Origin of the sequence: Baaleninema sp., from assembly GCF_049974805.1 — a bacterium.
In the GTDB taxonomy this organism is placed as follows: domain Bacteria; phylum Cyanobacteriota; class Cyanobacteriia; order Cyanobacteriales; family Geitlerinemataceae; genus Baaleninema.
Genome location: NZ_JBNGCO010000076.1, coordinates 10,140 through 25,295, shown reverse-complemented (window position 1 = coordinate 25,295; position 15,156 = coordinate 10,140). Strand labels below are relative to the sequence as shown.

Annotated in this window: 13 protein-coding genes; 9 read left to right on the top strand and 4 right to left on the bottom strand. The window is 54.1% G+C overall.

What is annotated here, in order from left to right; translation table 11 throughout:
• Positions 1–96: 96 nt before the first annotated feature.
• Positions 97–1,218 carry a bifunctional diaminohydroxyphosphoribosylaminopyrimidine deaminase/5-amino-6-(5-phosphoribosylamino)uracil reductase RibD gene (ribD, locus tag ACP5D4_RS14695; RefSeq protein WP_428012371.1) on the bottom strand — a complete coding sequence of 374 codons (1,122 nt, stop codon included), beginning with the start codon at positions 1,216–1,218 and terminating at the stop codon, positions 97–99.
• A gap of 224 nt (positions 1,219–1,442) precedes the next feature.
• Here ribD and psbP point away from each other — a divergent pair, with 224 nt between their 5' ends.
• From psbP to ACP5D4_RS14675, 4 genes are all read left to right on the top strand, one after another.
• Positions 1,443–1,991: a photosystem II reaction center PsbP gene (gene psbP / locus ACP5D4_RS14690; RefSeq protein WP_428012370.1), complete on the top strand. Its 549-nt coding sequence runs from the start codon at positions 1,443–1,445 to the stop codon at positions 1,989–1,991.
• Between the two features lie 126 nt (positions 1,992–2,117).
• The gene (locus ACP5D4_RS14685; protein WP_428012369.1) at positions 2,118–2,756 is read left to right on the top strand and encodes a Maf family protein; all 639 of its coding nucleotides are present in this window, start codon (positions 2,118–2,120) and stop codon (positions 2,754–2,756) included.
• Between the two features lie 114 nt (positions 2,757–2,870).
• Complete coding sequence (locus ACP5D4_RS14680; protein WP_428012368.1) at positions 2,871–4,388, top strand: phytoene desaturase family protein; 1,518 nt, start codon at positions 2,871–2,873, stop codon at positions 4,386–4,388.
• Positions 4,389–4,450: 62 nt separating this feature from the next.
• Positions 4,451–5,827 carry a 16S rRNA (cytosine(967)-C(5))-methyltransferase gene (locus tag ACP5D4_RS14675; RefSeq protein WP_428012367.1) on the top strand — a complete coding sequence of 459 codons (1,377 nt, stop codon included), beginning with the start codon at positions 4,451–4,453 and terminating at the stop codon, positions 5,825–5,827.
• Here the strand turns inward: ACP5D4_RS14675 and codA are convergent.
• The 3 genes from codA to gatB form a co-directional block, all read right to left on the bottom strand.
• Positions 5,807–7,033: a cytosine deaminase gene (gene codA, locus ACP5D4_RS14670; protein WP_428012366.1), complete on the bottom strand. Its 1,227-nt coding sequence runs from the start codon at positions 7,031–7,033 to the stop codon at positions 5,807–5,809. The genes ACP5D4_RS14675 and codA overlap by 21 nt on opposite strands.
• A gap of 111 nt (positions 7,034–7,144) precedes the next feature.
• Complete coding sequence (gene argJ, locus ACP5D4_RS14665; RefSeq protein WP_428012365.1) at positions 7,145–8,386, bottom strand: bifunctional ornithine acetyltransferase/N-acetylglutamate synthase; 1,242 nt, start codon at positions 8,384–8,386, stop codon at positions 7,145–7,147.
• Positions 8,387–8,720: 334 nt separating this feature from the next.
• The gene (gene gatB, locus ACP5D4_RS14660) at positions 8,721–10,205 is read right to left on the bottom strand and encodes an Asp-tRNA(Asn)/Glu-tRNA(Gln) amidotransferase subunit GatB (protein WP_428012364.1); all 1,485 of its coding nucleotides are present in this window, start codon (positions 10,203–10,205) and stop codon (positions 8,721–8,723) included.
• A 268-nt stretch (positions 10,206–10,473) separates the two neighbouring features.
• On the opposite strand from gatB, the gene ACP5D4_RS14655 reads away from it, so the two are divergent.
• The 5 genes from ACP5D4_RS14655 to ACP5D4_RS14635 form a co-directional block, all read left to right on the top strand.
• Positions 10,474–11,097, top strand: coding sequence for a hypothetical protein (locus ACP5D4_RS14655; protein WP_428012363.1), 624 nt, complete (start codon positions 10,474–10,476; stop codon positions 11,095–11,097).
• A 328-nt stretch (positions 11,098–11,425) separates the two neighbouring features.
• On the top strand, positions 11,426–13,678 hold the full coding sequence (locus tag ACP5D4_RS14650; RefSeq protein ID WP_428012362.1) for an OmpA family protein: 2,253 nt from the start codon (positions 11,426–11,428) through the stop codon (positions 13,676–13,678).
• A 15-nt stretch (positions 13,679–13,693) separates the two neighbouring features.
• Complete coding sequence (locus ACP5D4_RS14645; protein ID WP_428012361.1) at positions 13,694–14,218, top strand: Rab family GTPase; 525 nt, start codon at positions 13,694–13,696, stop codon at positions 14,216–14,218.
• 128 nt (positions 14,219–14,346) lie between these two features.
• The gene (locus tag ACP5D4_RS14640) at positions 14,347–14,724 is read left to right on the top strand and encodes an Hpt domain-containing protein (protein ID WP_428012360.1); all 378 of its coding nucleotides are present in this window, start codon (positions 14,347–14,349) and stop codon (positions 14,722–14,724) included.
• Between the two features lie 31 nt (positions 14,725–14,755).
• Positions 14,756–15,156, top strand: a 401-nt coding sequence (locus ACP5D4_RS14635) for a response regulator transcription factor (protein WP_428012359.1), incomplete at its 3' end; no start/stop codon positions are given.

Genomic DNA, 15,156 nt, shown 5'->3' with positions numbered 1-15,156 from the left:
CAGTGGGCACCCAGCGAACTGAGAATCCCCGCGCCTTTAGGCCGGGGAGTGTCAAAACGCCGATTGAGCCGAAACCGCCTTTTCCCTATCTCCACCTCACCGAGACACCAACGGTTTCGGTAAATAGCCTTCCATCACGAAATCCTGACCGACGGAATACCAGCGCGTCCGTTCGAGCGTTAACGCATCGCTCATCTGAGCAATTCCTAAATTTCCCACTGGCGTCGGCGCGTCCGTTCCGCCGACGATTTTGGGCGCCACAAACGCCATCACCTTTTGAACCGCACCCTCTGCGATCGCCCGTGCGGCCAGCGTTCCGCCACATTCCCACAACACCGACATCGCATCGCGATCGAACAGCAGTTGCAATACCTTATCTGGCGTCACGTCGATCGCTTCAATTACTTCCACGCCACGATCGATCAATTGGTTTTGAAACTCCGGTTTGACCCCTTTCTCCGCCACCACCAGCGTCGGCGCTTCCGATACGTCCCACAACCTCGCTTGAGTCGGTAAATCCAGCGTTTTCGTCACCACCACCCGCAGGGGATTGCGCGACTCCTTATCGTGACTCGTCAACTGGGGATTGTCGCGGCGGACGGTATTTCCTCCCACAATGACCGCATCGCAAACGCTGCGGAGGTGATGCACTTCCGTCCTGGCTTCGGTACCCGTCACCCACGCACTATGTCCCGTCGTCGTGGCGATTTTCCCGTCTAGGGTCATGGCGTATTTCAAAATCCCGAAGGGACGATGGCGGAGAATGCGGTGAAAAAAGGCTTCGTTGAGGCGGCGACAGTCTTCTTCTTCCACCCCCACGACCACTTCAATTCCCGCCTCTCGCAGCCGTTTGACACCAGCGCCGCCCACTTTGGGATTGGGATCGACCGTTCCCACCACCACTTTCGCCACCCCTGCTTTGACTAAGGCTTCGGAACAGGGAGGCGTCCGTCCCTGGTGGTTACAGGGTTCCAAACTCACGTACACCGTCGCACCCTTGGCCCGATCGCCAGCTTCCCGCAATGCAAAGACTTCCGCATGAGGTTCCCCCGCTTTCGGATGAAATCCTTCACCGACGATTTCGCCATTGCTGACGACAACCGCACCCACCATCGGATTCGGCGCAGTCCGCCCCAACGCCTGACGCGCCAGGGTCAGACAACGCTGCATCATGGCTCGATCGAAAGCACTGACGGAAGGTTGGTTCGCTGCGTTCATCGTCCCTAAACCGGTGGCTGTATCGCTGTCCAGTACGACAGCTTATCCTTTGAGTGTAATCGTTTACGCCCTCAGAAAACAGCCAACAGTCAACAGTCAACAGTGAGCTGTTTCACTTCATCCCCTCATCTCCCTCTCCAACTTGACGGGATGGCAAATTCATCGGATGGTGAATGGGGCGGTGTGCGCCCCGAATTCCGCACCTCATTCACCATCGAACAGCTATGCTCAAACGAATTGCGGCGATCTTGCTGGTTGCAGTGACAGTCTCCCTGACGAGTTGCTCGACATCTCCCTCGAGCGGCTTAACCTCTTTTGTGGATAGTTACGACGGATATCGCTTCCTCTATCCCAACGAGTGGATTGAAATGGACGCGACCAACCTCACGCCAGATGTAATTTTCCACGATCTCATCGAACGTAGCGAGAACATTAGCGTCATTATCAATCCAGTTCCGGAAGGTCAAACCCTCACCGATCTCGGAACGCCGACGGAAGTGGGTTACGAACTCTCGAAACGGGCCATCGCTCCGGAAGGTTCCGACCGCGTAGCCGAACTCGTCAACGCCGAATCTCGTCAAGATGAGGACGGTAAAACTTACTATATTTTTGAATACGCCGTTCAGTTACCCGATCGCCTGCGACACAACATCGCCAGCATCTCGATTTCCCGAGACAAACTGTTTACCCTGAACGTTTCGACCACTGAAAAACGTTGGCAAGAAATCCAAGATAAACTTCGCTTAGTGGCGAAATCTTTCTTTGTTTACTAAAACTCGCTAAACCTCCCACCCCCCGAAGGATGAGATGACCGGATAATGAGACGATCCCCCCTCTCAATCTCATCATCTCATCATCTCATCATCTCCTCATCTCCTCCTCTCCCCCCTCTCTGCACCATGAGTCAACCGATTCTGATTCTGGCTTCTGCTTCTCCGGCCCGCCGCCAATTGCTACGTCATGCGGGTATCGAACCGATTGTCTGTCCCAGCGATCTCGACGAATCTCAGGTTCAACTGACGTCTCCGGTGGCGTTGGTGCAAACGCTGGCACAGTTGAAGGCTGAAAGTATCGCCGCTCAAGTTCGTCAAGGGGACGTTCCGCCGAGAACGACGACGGTACGTAATTCTGAGTCGGTGTTGATTCTCGCTTGCGATTCGGTGTTGCTTCTCGGCGATCGCATCTACGGAAAACCGGAAAATCCTGACGCCGCCATCGAACGCTGGAAAGACATGCGCGGACAGGTGGGCGAACTCTATACGGGACATGCTATCGTTGACTTAGCACAAAATATTACAATTGTCAACTGTGAAACAACAAAAGTTTACTTCGCGGACTTGAGCGATCGCCAAATCGAAGCCTATGTGGCCACGGGAGAACCCCTCAACTGTGCGGGATGTTTTGCTATCGACGGACGGGGGAGTTTGTTCGTGGAGAAACTCGAAGGTTGTCACACCAACGTCATTGGTTTGAGTATGCCGTTATTTCGGCGAATGTTGGCTGAGTTGGGCTACGAACCAACGGATTTGTGGTCGTGAGGCGCCGAGGGCGTCAGGCTCGTTCCCATACAGGCAATCGATTGAATTCCTACATTGAGTTTCACTCACTTTTCGGTTTACATGGAAAAGTGAGATCCATCAATTCCCTAACCCATGTCTGATGTAGAAGTCGTTGTTATCGGTAGCGGCATTGGCGGCCTGGTTTCCGCCTCGATGTTGGCACGATACGGGTTCTCTGTGCTGCTGTGCGAAAGTCACACGATACCCGGCGGTTCGGCACACGGCTTTTCGCGTCAGGGATTTCATTTTGATGCGGGGCCGTCGTTTTTCTGCGGGTTGACCGATCCCAAGAGTCTCAACCCCGTGCGTCAAGTGCTGTCGGCGTTGGACGAAGCGATCGAAACGGTTCCCTACGATCCCCTCGGTCACTATCATTTTCCCGACGGAACCCTCGAAGTTAGCAGCGATATCGATCGCTACCGACAGGCGATCGCCAACATTACCCCCGACGGCGCCCGAGAATTCAGCCGTCTCGAACGGCGGTTAAATACGATTTACGACGCCCTGCGGGGAATTCCTCCCCTGGCGTTGCGTCTCGATTGGCAAGCCATTCCTTTTTTAGTCCAACACTATCCGTTTCGGCTGTTTAAATTACTCCCCGCGATGGGCTTGATGCAGCGAACGGTTGGGGAATTGATGGACGAGTGCGCGGTGAATCCCTGGATCAGACGCACCATCGACCTCGAATGTTTTTTACTCTCGGGGTTGAAATCCTACGGTACCATCGCCCCGGAAGTGGCGTTTATGTTCGGAGAACGGGCGCGATCGACGGTAGACTATCCCCTCGGGGGAAGTGCGGCGATCGTAGAGGCTTTGGTGAGGGGATTCAAAAAATGGGGCGGCGAGTTACGTCTGAAAACCCACGTCGAGAAGATTTTAGTTGAAGGGGGAGAAGTACGCGGGGTTCGCTTGCGTAATGGCGAAACGGTTTCCGCCCCGATCGTCATTTCTAACGCCACGGTTTGGGATACTTATCTCAAACTTCTCGACGCCGCCGAGTTACCGCCGAGTTACCGCCAAGAAAGCCTCTCGATTCCCACTATCGATAGTTTCATGCACCTGAATTTGGGAATCCGCAGCGACGGTTTGGAGGGGTTGACGGGACATCACGTGGTGGTATTAGACGAACTGTCTGATATTACTGTTCCGGGGAATACTTGCATGATTTCTCTTCCTACGGTTTGGGATAAAAACCTCGCCCCGGAAGGTTATCACGCCATTCACGCTTACACCCTCGAACCCTATCGCGATTGGAAACTCGATGCGGATTACGAACAGCGCAAACAAGATCGATCGCAATCCTTGTATCGGGCGTTAGAAAAAATTATTCCCGATTTGCGCGATCGCATTGAATTCGAGATGATAGGAACCCCCGTGACTCACGCCAGATTTTTACGGCGGTATCACGGTACTTATGGCCCCGCAATTCCACCGATTCGAGGTATTTTTCCGAGCATTCATACCCCGGTGAAAGGACTTTACCGCGTCGGCGATACCACTCTCCCCGGCATCGGCGTCCCTGCGGTTGCCGCCTCGGGAATTATGTGTGCCAATACCTTAGTGAGTCCGGACAAAATGTCAGGGCTGTTGCAAGAAATCGGGCTTTTGTAATTAACAAGTAATCATTAAAAATCGATAACGTATTTTAGGTTTCTTTGAAGAAAATTAGAAAATTGAGTCTTTCAAATCCCCGTCAAGTTGCATTTCTCGCCCTAAAAGATGTCGATCGAAAAGGGGCTTATGCTGATGTCGCACTCGATCGACAATTGGCAAAATCGACCTTAAAACCCCGCGATCGCGGCTTAGCCACCGAATTAGTCTACGGTTGCGTTCGAGGGGCGCGATCGCTCGATGCGATTCTCGATCGATTCGCTAAGAAACCCGCCCGCCAACAACCCCCCGATTTGCGGATTTTGCTGCATTTGGGGCTGTATCAACTCGTGTTTCTCGATCGTATCTCTGACGCCGCTGCTGTCGATACTACCGTGAATCTGGCGAAAAACAACCGTATGGCGGGGCTATCTGGCGTCGTCAACGGGGTTTTACGTCAGTATTTGCGACATCGAGATAAAAACCTCGATCGAACAGCATTTCCAGAAGAAATTCTTCCCCAAGAACCGATTTCGAGATTGGGAATTCGCTACAGTTATCCCGATTGGATTGTCAAAATTTGGAGCGATCGCCTGGGTTTGGAAGAAGCCGAACAGTTGTGTCAGTGGTTTAATCCGCCCCCCAGGGTTCACTTACGAATTAATCCCTTAAAAACCAGCCTCGAAACCGTCGAAGCTGCCTTAAAAGACGCAGGAGCAAACGTCGAACCCATTCCCTCTATTCCCCAAGCATTAAAATTACAAAGTGCCGGAAAAATCGAAGCCTTACCCGGTTATACTGAAGGATGGTGGACCGTACAAGATAGTAGCGCCCAGTTAGTCACCCATCTCCTGGAACCGCAACCGGGAGAAGTCATCGTCGATGCTTGTGCTGCACCGGGCGGAAAAACCACCCACATCGCCGAGTTGATGCAGGATACCGGAACCATTTGGGCGATCGATCCGACGCCGTCGCGATTGAAAAAAGTGCGTCAAAATTGCGATCGACTACAACTGAAATCCGTCCAAATCTTAGAAGGCGACAGCCGCCAAGAATCTCAGTTTCAATCTAAGTTTAACGGAACCGTCGATCGCGTCCTTCTCGACGCCCCCTGTTCTGGCTTGGGAACCCTCCACCGACGGGCGGATTTGCGCTGGCGACAAACCCCCGAAAATGCCATCGAACTCTCCCAACTCCAACGACAACTTTTAGACGCCTGTGCGAATTGGGTAAAACCCGGCGGCGTCTTAGTCTACGCCACCTGTACCCTCAACGACATCGAAAACGAAAGCGTCGTACAACCGTTTTTAGACAGTCACCCCGACTGGCGCATCGAAGCCCCAGCATCCGAGTCTCCCGTCGCTTCCTTCGCCTCTCCTGAAGGCTGGATTTGCGTCTTTCCCCACCGCCACCACATGGATGGCTTTTTCATGGTGAAATTACGTCGAATCGAAGGTTAACTGTTTCCCCTGAGATACCACCCATTTCGCCCTCGCCCGCCGTCGCAAAGCGTCAAACGGATCGATCGCCTCCAAAACCACAAAAGAAGCCGGTTTTCCGATTTCCAAACCGTACTCGTTTTCAACATTTAAAGTTTTCGCGCCGTTCGTCGTCACCATTTCATAACAGGCGTCAATTTCCGCACGCCCCGTCATCTGACAGACGTGCAACCCCATCCACGCCACATCAAGCATATTTCCCGTACCCAAACTGTACCAAGGATCGCAAATACAATCATGTCCGAAACTGACGTTAAGTCCCTGTTGCCAAAGCTCTTTAACTCGGGTAATTCCGCGCCGTTTCGGATAGCTGTCAGTACGCCCTTGTAGGGTAATATTAATCAACGGATTGGCGATGAGATTCAACCGCGCCCGTTGCAGAAATCCCATGAGTTTTTGAGCGTAGGCGTTATTATACGAACCCATCGCCGTCGTGTGGCTGGCGGTGACGCGAGAACCCAGATCGCGGCGAATCGTACAAGCCGCCATGACTTCCAGAAACCGCGACTGTTCGTCGTCGATTTCGTCGCAGTGAATATCTACGAGTCGATCGAACGTTTCGGCGAGTTCAAATACCGTTTCAACAGACGTTACCCCATCTTCTCGCGTCAGTTCGTAATGGGGAATTCCGCCGATGGCGTCGGCGCCCAAGGCGATCGATTCTCGCAGTAATTCGAGATTCTTCGGATGGCTGTAAATCCCATCTTGAGGAAACGCCACCACCTGCACCCGCATCCAATCCGCCACGCTGTCGCGCACCTCCAACAAGGCTTTGAGGGCGGTTAACGTCGGTTCGCTGACATCGGCGTGAGTTCGTACCCAGAGAACCCCTTGGGCGGCTTGTTGTTGGAGCGTTTCCAACGCGCGACGCTTGACATCTTCAATTGAAAGAGATTTCTTCCGTTCTCCCCAAATCTGAATCCCCTCAAACAGCGTTCCGCTTTCGTTCCAACGAGGTTCTCCCGCCGTCAACGCCGAATCTAGATGGATGTGAGATTCCACAAACGGCGGCGAAACCAGATTTTCGGCGGCGTCAAGTTCCGTCGGGGCGGAGGTGGGAAGATGAGGTGCGATCGCGCCGATTCGCGTTCCCTCCACCCCAATATCCACAATATCCCCCTGGGGATAGCGTCGCGCCCGTCTGAGAATGAGAGTGAAATCGCTCATTGTTTAAGCCAGAGTCCTAGGGTGCTGTGACGCGGCCGGAAAATGGGGGTAAAATCTGGTCAATGTGGTATTACCGCGTCACGCACCGCCCCCAACGACCACCTCACCCCATCAAGTCGTATATTCGGCGTTGATGCGAACGTAGTCGTAGCTGAGATCGCATCCCCAGGCGACGCCTTCACCGGAACCGTAACCGAGGTTAATCGAGATTAACACCGTGTCGTCTTGGAGATACTCTCCCGCCGCCCGTTGTTTCAAATACTCGCTGGCGGCGGATCGATCGAATTCTAAGGGCTGTCCGTTTTCCATTAAATGGAATTCGCCCAGCTTAATCCGTAAGTTCTCTTGCTCGAAGTTTACCCCAGCGCGTCCGGCTGCGGCGGCGATGCGCCCCCAGTTGGGATCGCGTCCGAAAATCGCCGATTTCACCAAAGCCGAACCCGCTACGGTTCGGGCGATTTTCCGGGCGTCGTCGTCGCTGGCGGTTCCGGAAACTCGCACTTCGATTAAACAAGTCGCCCCTTCTCCGTCGCGGGCGATCGCTTTGGCGAGATGCTGACACACCTGCGTCAGCATGGCTTCGAGTTTTTCGGCTTCGGGACCTTCTTTGACAATAGCCGGGGTGCGAGACTGTCCGTTCGCCAGGGCGATAACGGTATCGTTGGTACTGGTGTCGCCGTCTACGGTGATTTGGTTGAAGCTTTTATCGACGGCGCGACTTAACATCTGTTGCCACAGTTGGGACGATACTACAGCGTCGCAGGTGACGAACGCCAACATCGTAGCCATGTTGGGGTGAATCATTCCCGAACCTTTGGAAATTCCCCCCATCCGCACGGTTCGATCGCCGAATTGCGCTTCGATGGCGATCGATTTCGTCACTAAATCCGTCGTGATAATAGCTTCAGCCGCGCTGTCTCCCCCCGTCTCCGACAGGGCGGCGGCCACTTTAGGAACCCCATCCCGCAGGGCGTCCATTTTGATGCGCTGTCCGATAACGCCCGTTGAGGCGAGAAAGACTTCATCGAGGGGAATACTCAAGGTTTGGGCGACGAGGCGGGCGCTTTCTCGCACGTCTTCCCAGCCCGCTTCTCCCGTGGCGGCGTTGGCTTGTCCGGCGTTACAGAGGATGGCGCGGGCGCTGCTTTTGGACTGGAGTTTCTGACGACAGTAATCGACGCAAGCCGCCCGAACTTGAGTTTTCGTAAACACCCCAGCCGCGATCGCTTCGGTATCCGACACGATTAACGCTAAATCTTTCGCGCCCGACGGTTTGAGTCCCGCCACGATTCCCGCAGCGCGATAGCCTCTCGGGGCGGTTACGCCTCCGGAAATTTCTTGCCACTCCACCACGATCGATCTTCCTCGCTGATACGTCGATATCGAGTGGCGATTATATCAAAGTTACGGAAGTGCCGTTTTGGCCGACCGCTACCAATGTCCCAAAAAAACCACAAAAAAACCACAAAAAAAAGGGAGAGCCGCAACTCTCCCCGCCATCAGGGTGCATCTACATACCATATTTTAACCAATCCGGGGTGAGGGGTCAAGCCCCTTTTTCTTGTGGTAGGGTGCGTGACTTGAAAACTCGGGTGTAAATTGTGAGACTCTCTAGATCCCCGGCATCTCGAAGATGCCGGGGATCTGACCCCGATCGCACCATCACCCCGATCGCACCATCACCTCATCACCCTTTCAACTTCGGCGTCAGCAGTTGGTTGGTGAGTTTGGGGTCGGCGCGGCCGCTGGTGCGCTTCATGACTTGACCGACGAAAAAGCCTTGGATTTTGGTTTTTCCGTTGCGGTACTGTTCCACTTTGTCCGGGTTGGCCGCTAAGAGTTCGTCGATAATCTTCTCCAGCTCTCCAGTGTCGGAAATTTGGGTCATGCCCTTCGATTCCACCAATTCTTTAGCAGAACCGCCTTTTTCGAGGAGTTCCGGCAGAATTTCTTTGGCAATCTTGCCGCTGATGGTGCCTTTCTCGATGAGTTCGATGAGTTCGGCGAGAATTGCGGGTTTGAGGGCGATTTCCGTGATGCTGAGTTTGGTCTCGTTGGTGTACCCGGCGATATCTCCCATCACCCAGTTCGCCGCTTGTTTGGCGGGGGCGCCGGCGGCGACGACCGCCTCGAAGTATTCGGCCACGTCCCGTTCTTCGGTGAGAACTCGCGCGTCGTAAGCAGAGAGACCCCACTCTTCTTCGTAACGGTGGCGTTTTTCGGCGGGAAGTTCGGGAAGTTCCCCTTTCCAGGCGTCTTTCTGTTCGACGCTCACTTCAATGGGACATAAATCCGGTTCGGGGAAGTAGCGGTAATCGCTCGACCCTTCTTTACTCCGCATACTGATGGTTTGCTGGCTGTTTTCTTCCCACAGCCGCGTTTCTTGGACGATGGGTTCTCCCGTGGCCATGCACTCGATTTGACGATCGATCTCGTAATCGATCGCCTTTTGAATGGCGCTGAAGGAGTTCATATTTTTGATTTCGACTTTGGTGCCGAACTCCTTCTGACCCACCGGACGGATGGAGATGTTCACGTCGCAGCGCAGCGATCCTTCCTGCATATTGCCGTCGCTGATGCCCAGATAGCGCACGATGCGGCGCAGTTCTTGGCCGTATTCGGCGGCTTCTTTTCCGGTGCGAATGTCTGGTTCCGAGACAATTTCGAGGAGGGCGATTCCCGCGCGGTTGTAATCGACGAGGGAGTAGGTCGAACCCGAGAGGCGATCGCTCCCCGCGTGGACGAGTTTTCCGGCGTCTTCTTCCATGTGCAGGCGCGTGATACCGATGCGCTTGCGGTAGGGTTCGCCGTCGTCGCCGACGAGTTCGATTTCCAGCCAGCCATGCTCGGCGATGGGCAGGTCGTACTGGGAAATCTGATAATTTTTAGGTAAGTCAGGGTAAAAGTACTGTTTTCGATCGAACTTACTGTAGGGCGCGATCTGACAGTTGAGGGCGAGGCCGGCTTTCACGGCGTATTCGAGAACTTTCTCGTTGAGAACCGGCAACACCCCCGGCAACCCCATACAAATCGGGTCGATGTTGGTGTTGGGGTCGGCACCGAATTGGGTTGAAGAGGCCGAGAAGATTTTGGTTTCGGTGCCGAGCTGACAGTGGGTTTCCAGTCCGATGATAGCTTCGTACTCGGTTTTCGTCGGTGCGGCTACGGTCATAGGGGTGTTAAGGGTTCAAATACAACTGCGTCTGCACGAGAGTCTGATTTCTATTGTACCCTTTGGGGCCGGTCGTGGATGAAGGGGGCGAGTCGAGTCGAACTCCAGGCATTTTAAGGCTTTAACTCCCCTTGACTCCTGTACAAAAGGATACGCTTCGATCGACCCCTCCATCGACTTGATTCGATCGCGATTTATCCGGCGATCGTGGTAAAATCGAAGCACAACATTTATTTATTAAACTGTCGAGCGTCCAAAACAGTTAAACATGAACGAAATTACGCCCAGCGAAATGCGCGAACGCCTCGGGAATATCGACCAAATTCGCGATATTTTATTCGGCGATAAAAGCCGACAATACGATCGAAGATTCCATCAACTCGAATCGGAAATTTCGGCACTTCGTCAAGACTTGACCCAGCAAATCGATCGATTGAGAGCGGCGTTTACCAACGACTTGCGGACGACCATCGACGCCCTGGAGAAAAAAATCCAATACGTCAATACCTCCCTCGACGAAGAAACTAACGACTTGAGAAATCAACTCGACTCGGTTGAAAGCCGTTTTTCAGGTAACTTGGTGGTGGTGGAAAAAACCTTAAAAAATCAAGTCAACGGCCTGCAAGAAGATCTCGTCGAAACTCGCGATCGACTCGACGAAGACGTAAGATCCCTCAAAGTTCAAATTCTGGCCGAACTGGACAAGCGATCGCAACAGCTTGAAGGTGACAAACTGTCACGGGCGCACCTCGCCGAACTCCTCTTCGACGTCTGTATGCGGATTAAAGGAAATGAGAGCAGCAACGAGGCCTCGGACTCATCCAACGACAGCACCGCAACGCTGTTTCTCCCGGAACGACAGAACGAATACGAAAGCGAACCTTCGGATTGACATCCTCACCGCCGAAGGAAGGACGGTGATTCCCAAACCTCACGATTTGGGTTCCTGTTTCTTCCCCTTACGGGTTTTTCGCAGTTGCTCTCTAGAACAATGTCCTTCAAGTCTTCGTTCTCTCGGATGCAAGCTCCGAGAGCTGCGAAGACTGCGTCTTACACTCGCTCCACAGGCTGTAACGGTGTGTCCCACCGCCAAAATTCCCATTCAATTGGAGTTTTAGGCAAACTTACTAACTTGGGTTTCGTTAGCCAGTTTAACCATTCACGTCCATTGTACTGTAAAGCCGCCCTAGAAGGACGGGGTTTCAAACCCAATTTTTTCGATGACCGATCGCGAACCTCCCACGCCTCGCTCTCCCCAACCTGACGCCTCCAACGCTTCCGACCCCCTCGAAGCGTTACGTCAGTTGTTGCTAGAAATCGACGCGACAACGCCATCAGGAAGCGACAACAGCGACCCCCCTCCCCCGCCCCGGAAGCGACGGCGAGACAGCTCTTCCCTGTCGAACTTACCCCTGCAATCGGACAGCTATCCCGTGAAGGCCTCCGGTGGCGAAGCCCCTCGCCCGCCGCGTCCGTCCGAAACGCCAAATCAGAAAAGTACGCCGTCGGAAGTCTCGCCCCTCCGGAAAACCCATCCGAAAAAATCGGCAACCCCCCCAGCCGAACGAAACCTTCCGGTTCTGGCCTCGGCCGTCGATGGCGATCGAGTCGATCGCATCGATCGACAAGTACAAGAGCTTGAAACCCGCCTCGAAGAAGCCACCAGTTCTATGGGTCCGCTGATGCCCATCGTCAAAGAAATTCTGGCGAGTTTGTCCCCGGTGGAACTGCGAAACGAGGTCATCAACGCCCTGGTACCAGCCATCGATCGCGTGATTCGCGAACGGGTCAAACAAAATCCCCACGCGATGTACAAAGCCATCTCGGAAATTATCCCCGGCGCGATCGCCGAAGAAATCGCCAACCGTCCCCAAAGCATCGCCAACGCCCTCGGACCGGAAATCGCCGCCGCCATTCGCCGCCAAATCGAACTCGATCGAGACGCCATCCGCGACGCCCTAGCCTCGGAAATGGGTCGCTTCATCAAAGCCCAAATCGAACTCGAACGCGACGCGATGGTAGACGCCCTCTATCCCGTCATCGGCAACACCATCGCCAAATACATGGCCGAAGCCGTCCGCGAAATCAACTCCAAAGTCGAAAACGCCCTCAGCTTTGAAGGGGTGCGCCGCAAAATTCGCGCCCGCCTTCAGGGGGTTTCCGAAGCCGAACTCATCTTACAAGAAGCCCTCCCCTTCCGCGTCAAAGCCGCCTTCCTCATCCACAAAGGCTCCGGCTTGGTCATCTGTAGCGCCCAAATCTCCCTCGACGAAGAACAACTCGACGCCGACACCATCGCGGGAATGCTCACCGCCATCCGCAGTTTCGCCGCCGACTGCATGGTTCCCGCCGGCCAGGTGTCGGAACTCTCGCAAATCGAATACGACACCTTCGACATCATGATGGAAGTGGCGGGATACTGTTACCTGGCCGTCGTCAGCGAAGGAGTTCCGCCGAAACCCTTTATCGAGCAACTGCGCCACACCCTCGGCTACATCGTGCAAAAATACGGCGACCCCATCGAACAGTACGACGGCGACCCCGATACTGTTCCCCCCGCCGTGGGCAACCGCGTACAAATGCTCGTGGAAGCCGGAAACGCCATCCGTTCGGAAGAGTCCAACCGTCACCCACCGTTTTTACTCATCTTTTTGGGCTTGCTACTGCTGGGATTGGGCGCTTGGGGCATCCGGGCCCTGTGGGTGGGGCGCTGGATTGCCAAAGCCGAAACCGCACTGCAATCGACCCCGGAACTGGCGGTATACCGCCTCGAGCCTCGCGTCAAACACAATACTTTAATTTTGTCCGGGGAAGTGCCGACGCCGAGTTTGCGCGATCGAGCCGAAGCCGTGGTCAGCGAAGTTCTCCCCGAACGGGGTATCGACAACCGCATCGTAGCTGTAAACGTACCGCCGGACACCGAATCGATCGAAGCAGAAGTCGATCGCACTGTCGCCACCGTCAACTCCTTACCCAACATCAACGTTCGAGCCCACTATACAGACGATCGCGTGTCCGTATTTGGGGAAATTTCCGACGTGGCCACCGCTCGCCGCGTCAGCCGCGCCTTCGAGCAAATTCCCGGCGTCGCTAACGTGGTCAACACCGCCCGCATTTCGGAATCTCCCACTCAAGGGCGCTTGTATTTCGGCCTCGGTTCGGCGGTACTCTCGGAAGAGTCCCGTCAAGCAAAACTCGTTCCCCTGGCGGAGTTTTTGTTAGAGTTTTCTCAACTCAAGTTAACGGCCGTCGGGCATACCGATACCACCGGAACGCCAGAAGCGAACCAGAAACTCGCCCTCAAACGAGCTGAAGCGGTGAAAGCCGCCCTCGTCGAGTTGGGAGTTTCGCCAGAGCGGATAGAGGTTCGAGGATCGCCCGAACCGCCGCCTGACGTAGATATGGGGCAAACGCCTCAACTGAGTCGGTGCGTTCGGTTTGAAGTATCTACACCCGAGACCGAAAATCGGTAACGTGCGAGAGAAGCAATGGCAGTGATATCTAGAAAAATTTGTATGGTCGGGGATTTCAGCGTGGGTAAAACCAGTCTGATTCGCCGCTTCGTGGAAGAAAAGTTTAGCGATCGCTATCTCTCGACCGTTGGCGTCAAAATTTCCCGTAAAGCTGTCGAGGTGGCGCCGGAAGGGGAAACGACGCCGAAGAAAATCCAGTTGTTGATTTGGGATTTGGAAGGCCACACCAAGTTCAAGTCGATCGCACCCAGTTACTTGCAAGGTGCGAAAGGCTCTCTCATCGTCGCTGACGTGACTCGCGGCGAAACCATCGAGCGGATTCAGGATCATATCGATCTATTTTTGTCGGTCAATCCCCAAGGATGGACGATCGTGGCGCTCAACAAGTCGGATTTGGCCGACGCGGACAAACTCGCTCACTTACGACAAACCGTCGAATCCAAACAGTACGAGCGCGTGGTTTCGATTTACGTAACCTCGGCCAAAACGGGGGATAACGTCGATCTGATATTTCAGGAGATCGCCAAATTGACGGTGTAAGGACTAGCCAGGGAGATCGATCGACCCCCAAAAACCTGGCACAATAGATCCTATCTAGGCGCACAAGGCTAAATTAGTATCGATCGACCGTTCTACCCTTATTTAACTCATTTCTGAGAGAACGAAAAATGTCGAACGAGGACGCCCAAACTTTCTCCCAACTGACAACAGAAGCACTCATCGATGTCCCAGCGTTAGACGAACTGACGCTCGGCGATATCGAGTTTCAACAAGAAATCTTACAAACCTACGTTGAAGATATGCCCACCTGTTTGACGAAACTTACCCAGGCGTTCGATCGTGGAGACTGGGAGGAGTTCGCCTCCCACGCGCACCAAATTAAAGGCGCCAGTCGCACCGCTTGCGTGAAATTGATTCCTGAGATTGCCGAACAACTCGAAGATCGGGGGGGAGATCTCGACGATGGCGAGGTTCGAGAGTCCATTGAAAAACTCGAAAAGCTGGTCGATCGCGTGAGAGACTTTTCACAGGACTGGAAAACCTGAAATTTCGGGCGCCCCCTACCAGCCAGACGAGATGAACGACGAACACCTCAAAGCCGAAGCGAAATTGCTGGTAATCGAAGACGATGCCACCACACGCTTGTTGCTGCGGAGAATTTTGCAGAAAGAAGGCTACGAGGTGGCGTTGGCGAAAGACGGTATCGACGGCTTGGATAAGGCGATCGAACTGAGTCCCTCGGTGGTGATTAGCGATTGGGTGATGCCGGGACTCGACGGCATCGAAGTCTGTCGTCGCTTGCGGGCAAATGCCGATTTGTCGGGGACGTTTTTGATTTTGCTCTCCTCTCGAGAAACTGTCGCCGATCGCGTTCAAGGACTCGACGCCGGCGCCGACGAGTTTCTCTCTAAACCCATCGACCCCAACGAACTGAAAGCTCGAGTTCGCGCCGGGTTGCGCCAGTATCAGTTAAACCG

Coding starts and splice junctions, on each gene's coding strand:
- ribD (WP_428012371.1), bottom strand. CDS start 1,218: ATGAACGCAGCGAACCAACCTTCCGTCAGTGCTTTCGATCGAGCCATG.
- psbP (WP_428012370.1), top strand. CDS start 1,443: ATGCTCAAACGAATTGCGGCGATCTTGCTGGTTGCAGTGACAGTCTCC.
- ACP5D4_RS14685 (WP_428012369.1), top strand. CDS start 2,118: ATGAGTCAACCGATTCTGATTCTGGCTTCTGCTTCTCCGGCCCGCCGC.
- ACP5D4_RS14680 (WP_428012368.1), top strand. CDS start 2,871: ATGTCTGATGTAGAAGTCGTTGTTATCGGTAGCGGCATTGGCGGCCTG.
- codA (WP_428012366.1), bottom strand. CDS start 7,033: ATGAGCGATTTCACTCTCATTCTCAGACGGGCGCGACGCTATCCCCAG.
- gatB (WP_428012364.1), bottom strand. CDS start 10,205: ATGACCGTAGCCGCACCGACGAAAACCGAGTACGAAGCTATCATCGGA.
- ACP5D4_RS14655 (WP_428012363.1), top strand. CDS start 10,474: ATGAACGAAATTACGCCCAGCGAAATGCGCGAACGCCTCGGGAATATC.
- ACP5D4_RS14650 (WP_428012362.1), top strand. CDS start 11,426: ATGACCGATCGCGAACCTCCCACGCCTCGCTCTCCCCAACCTGACGCC.
- ACP5D4_RS14645 (WP_428012361.1), top strand. CDS start 13,694: ATGGCAGTGATATCTAGAAAAATTTGTATGGTCGGGGATTTCAGCGTG.
- ACP5D4_RS14640 (WP_428012360.1), top strand. CDS start 14,347: ATGTCGAACGAGGACGCCCAAACTTTCTCCCAACTGACAACAGAAGCA.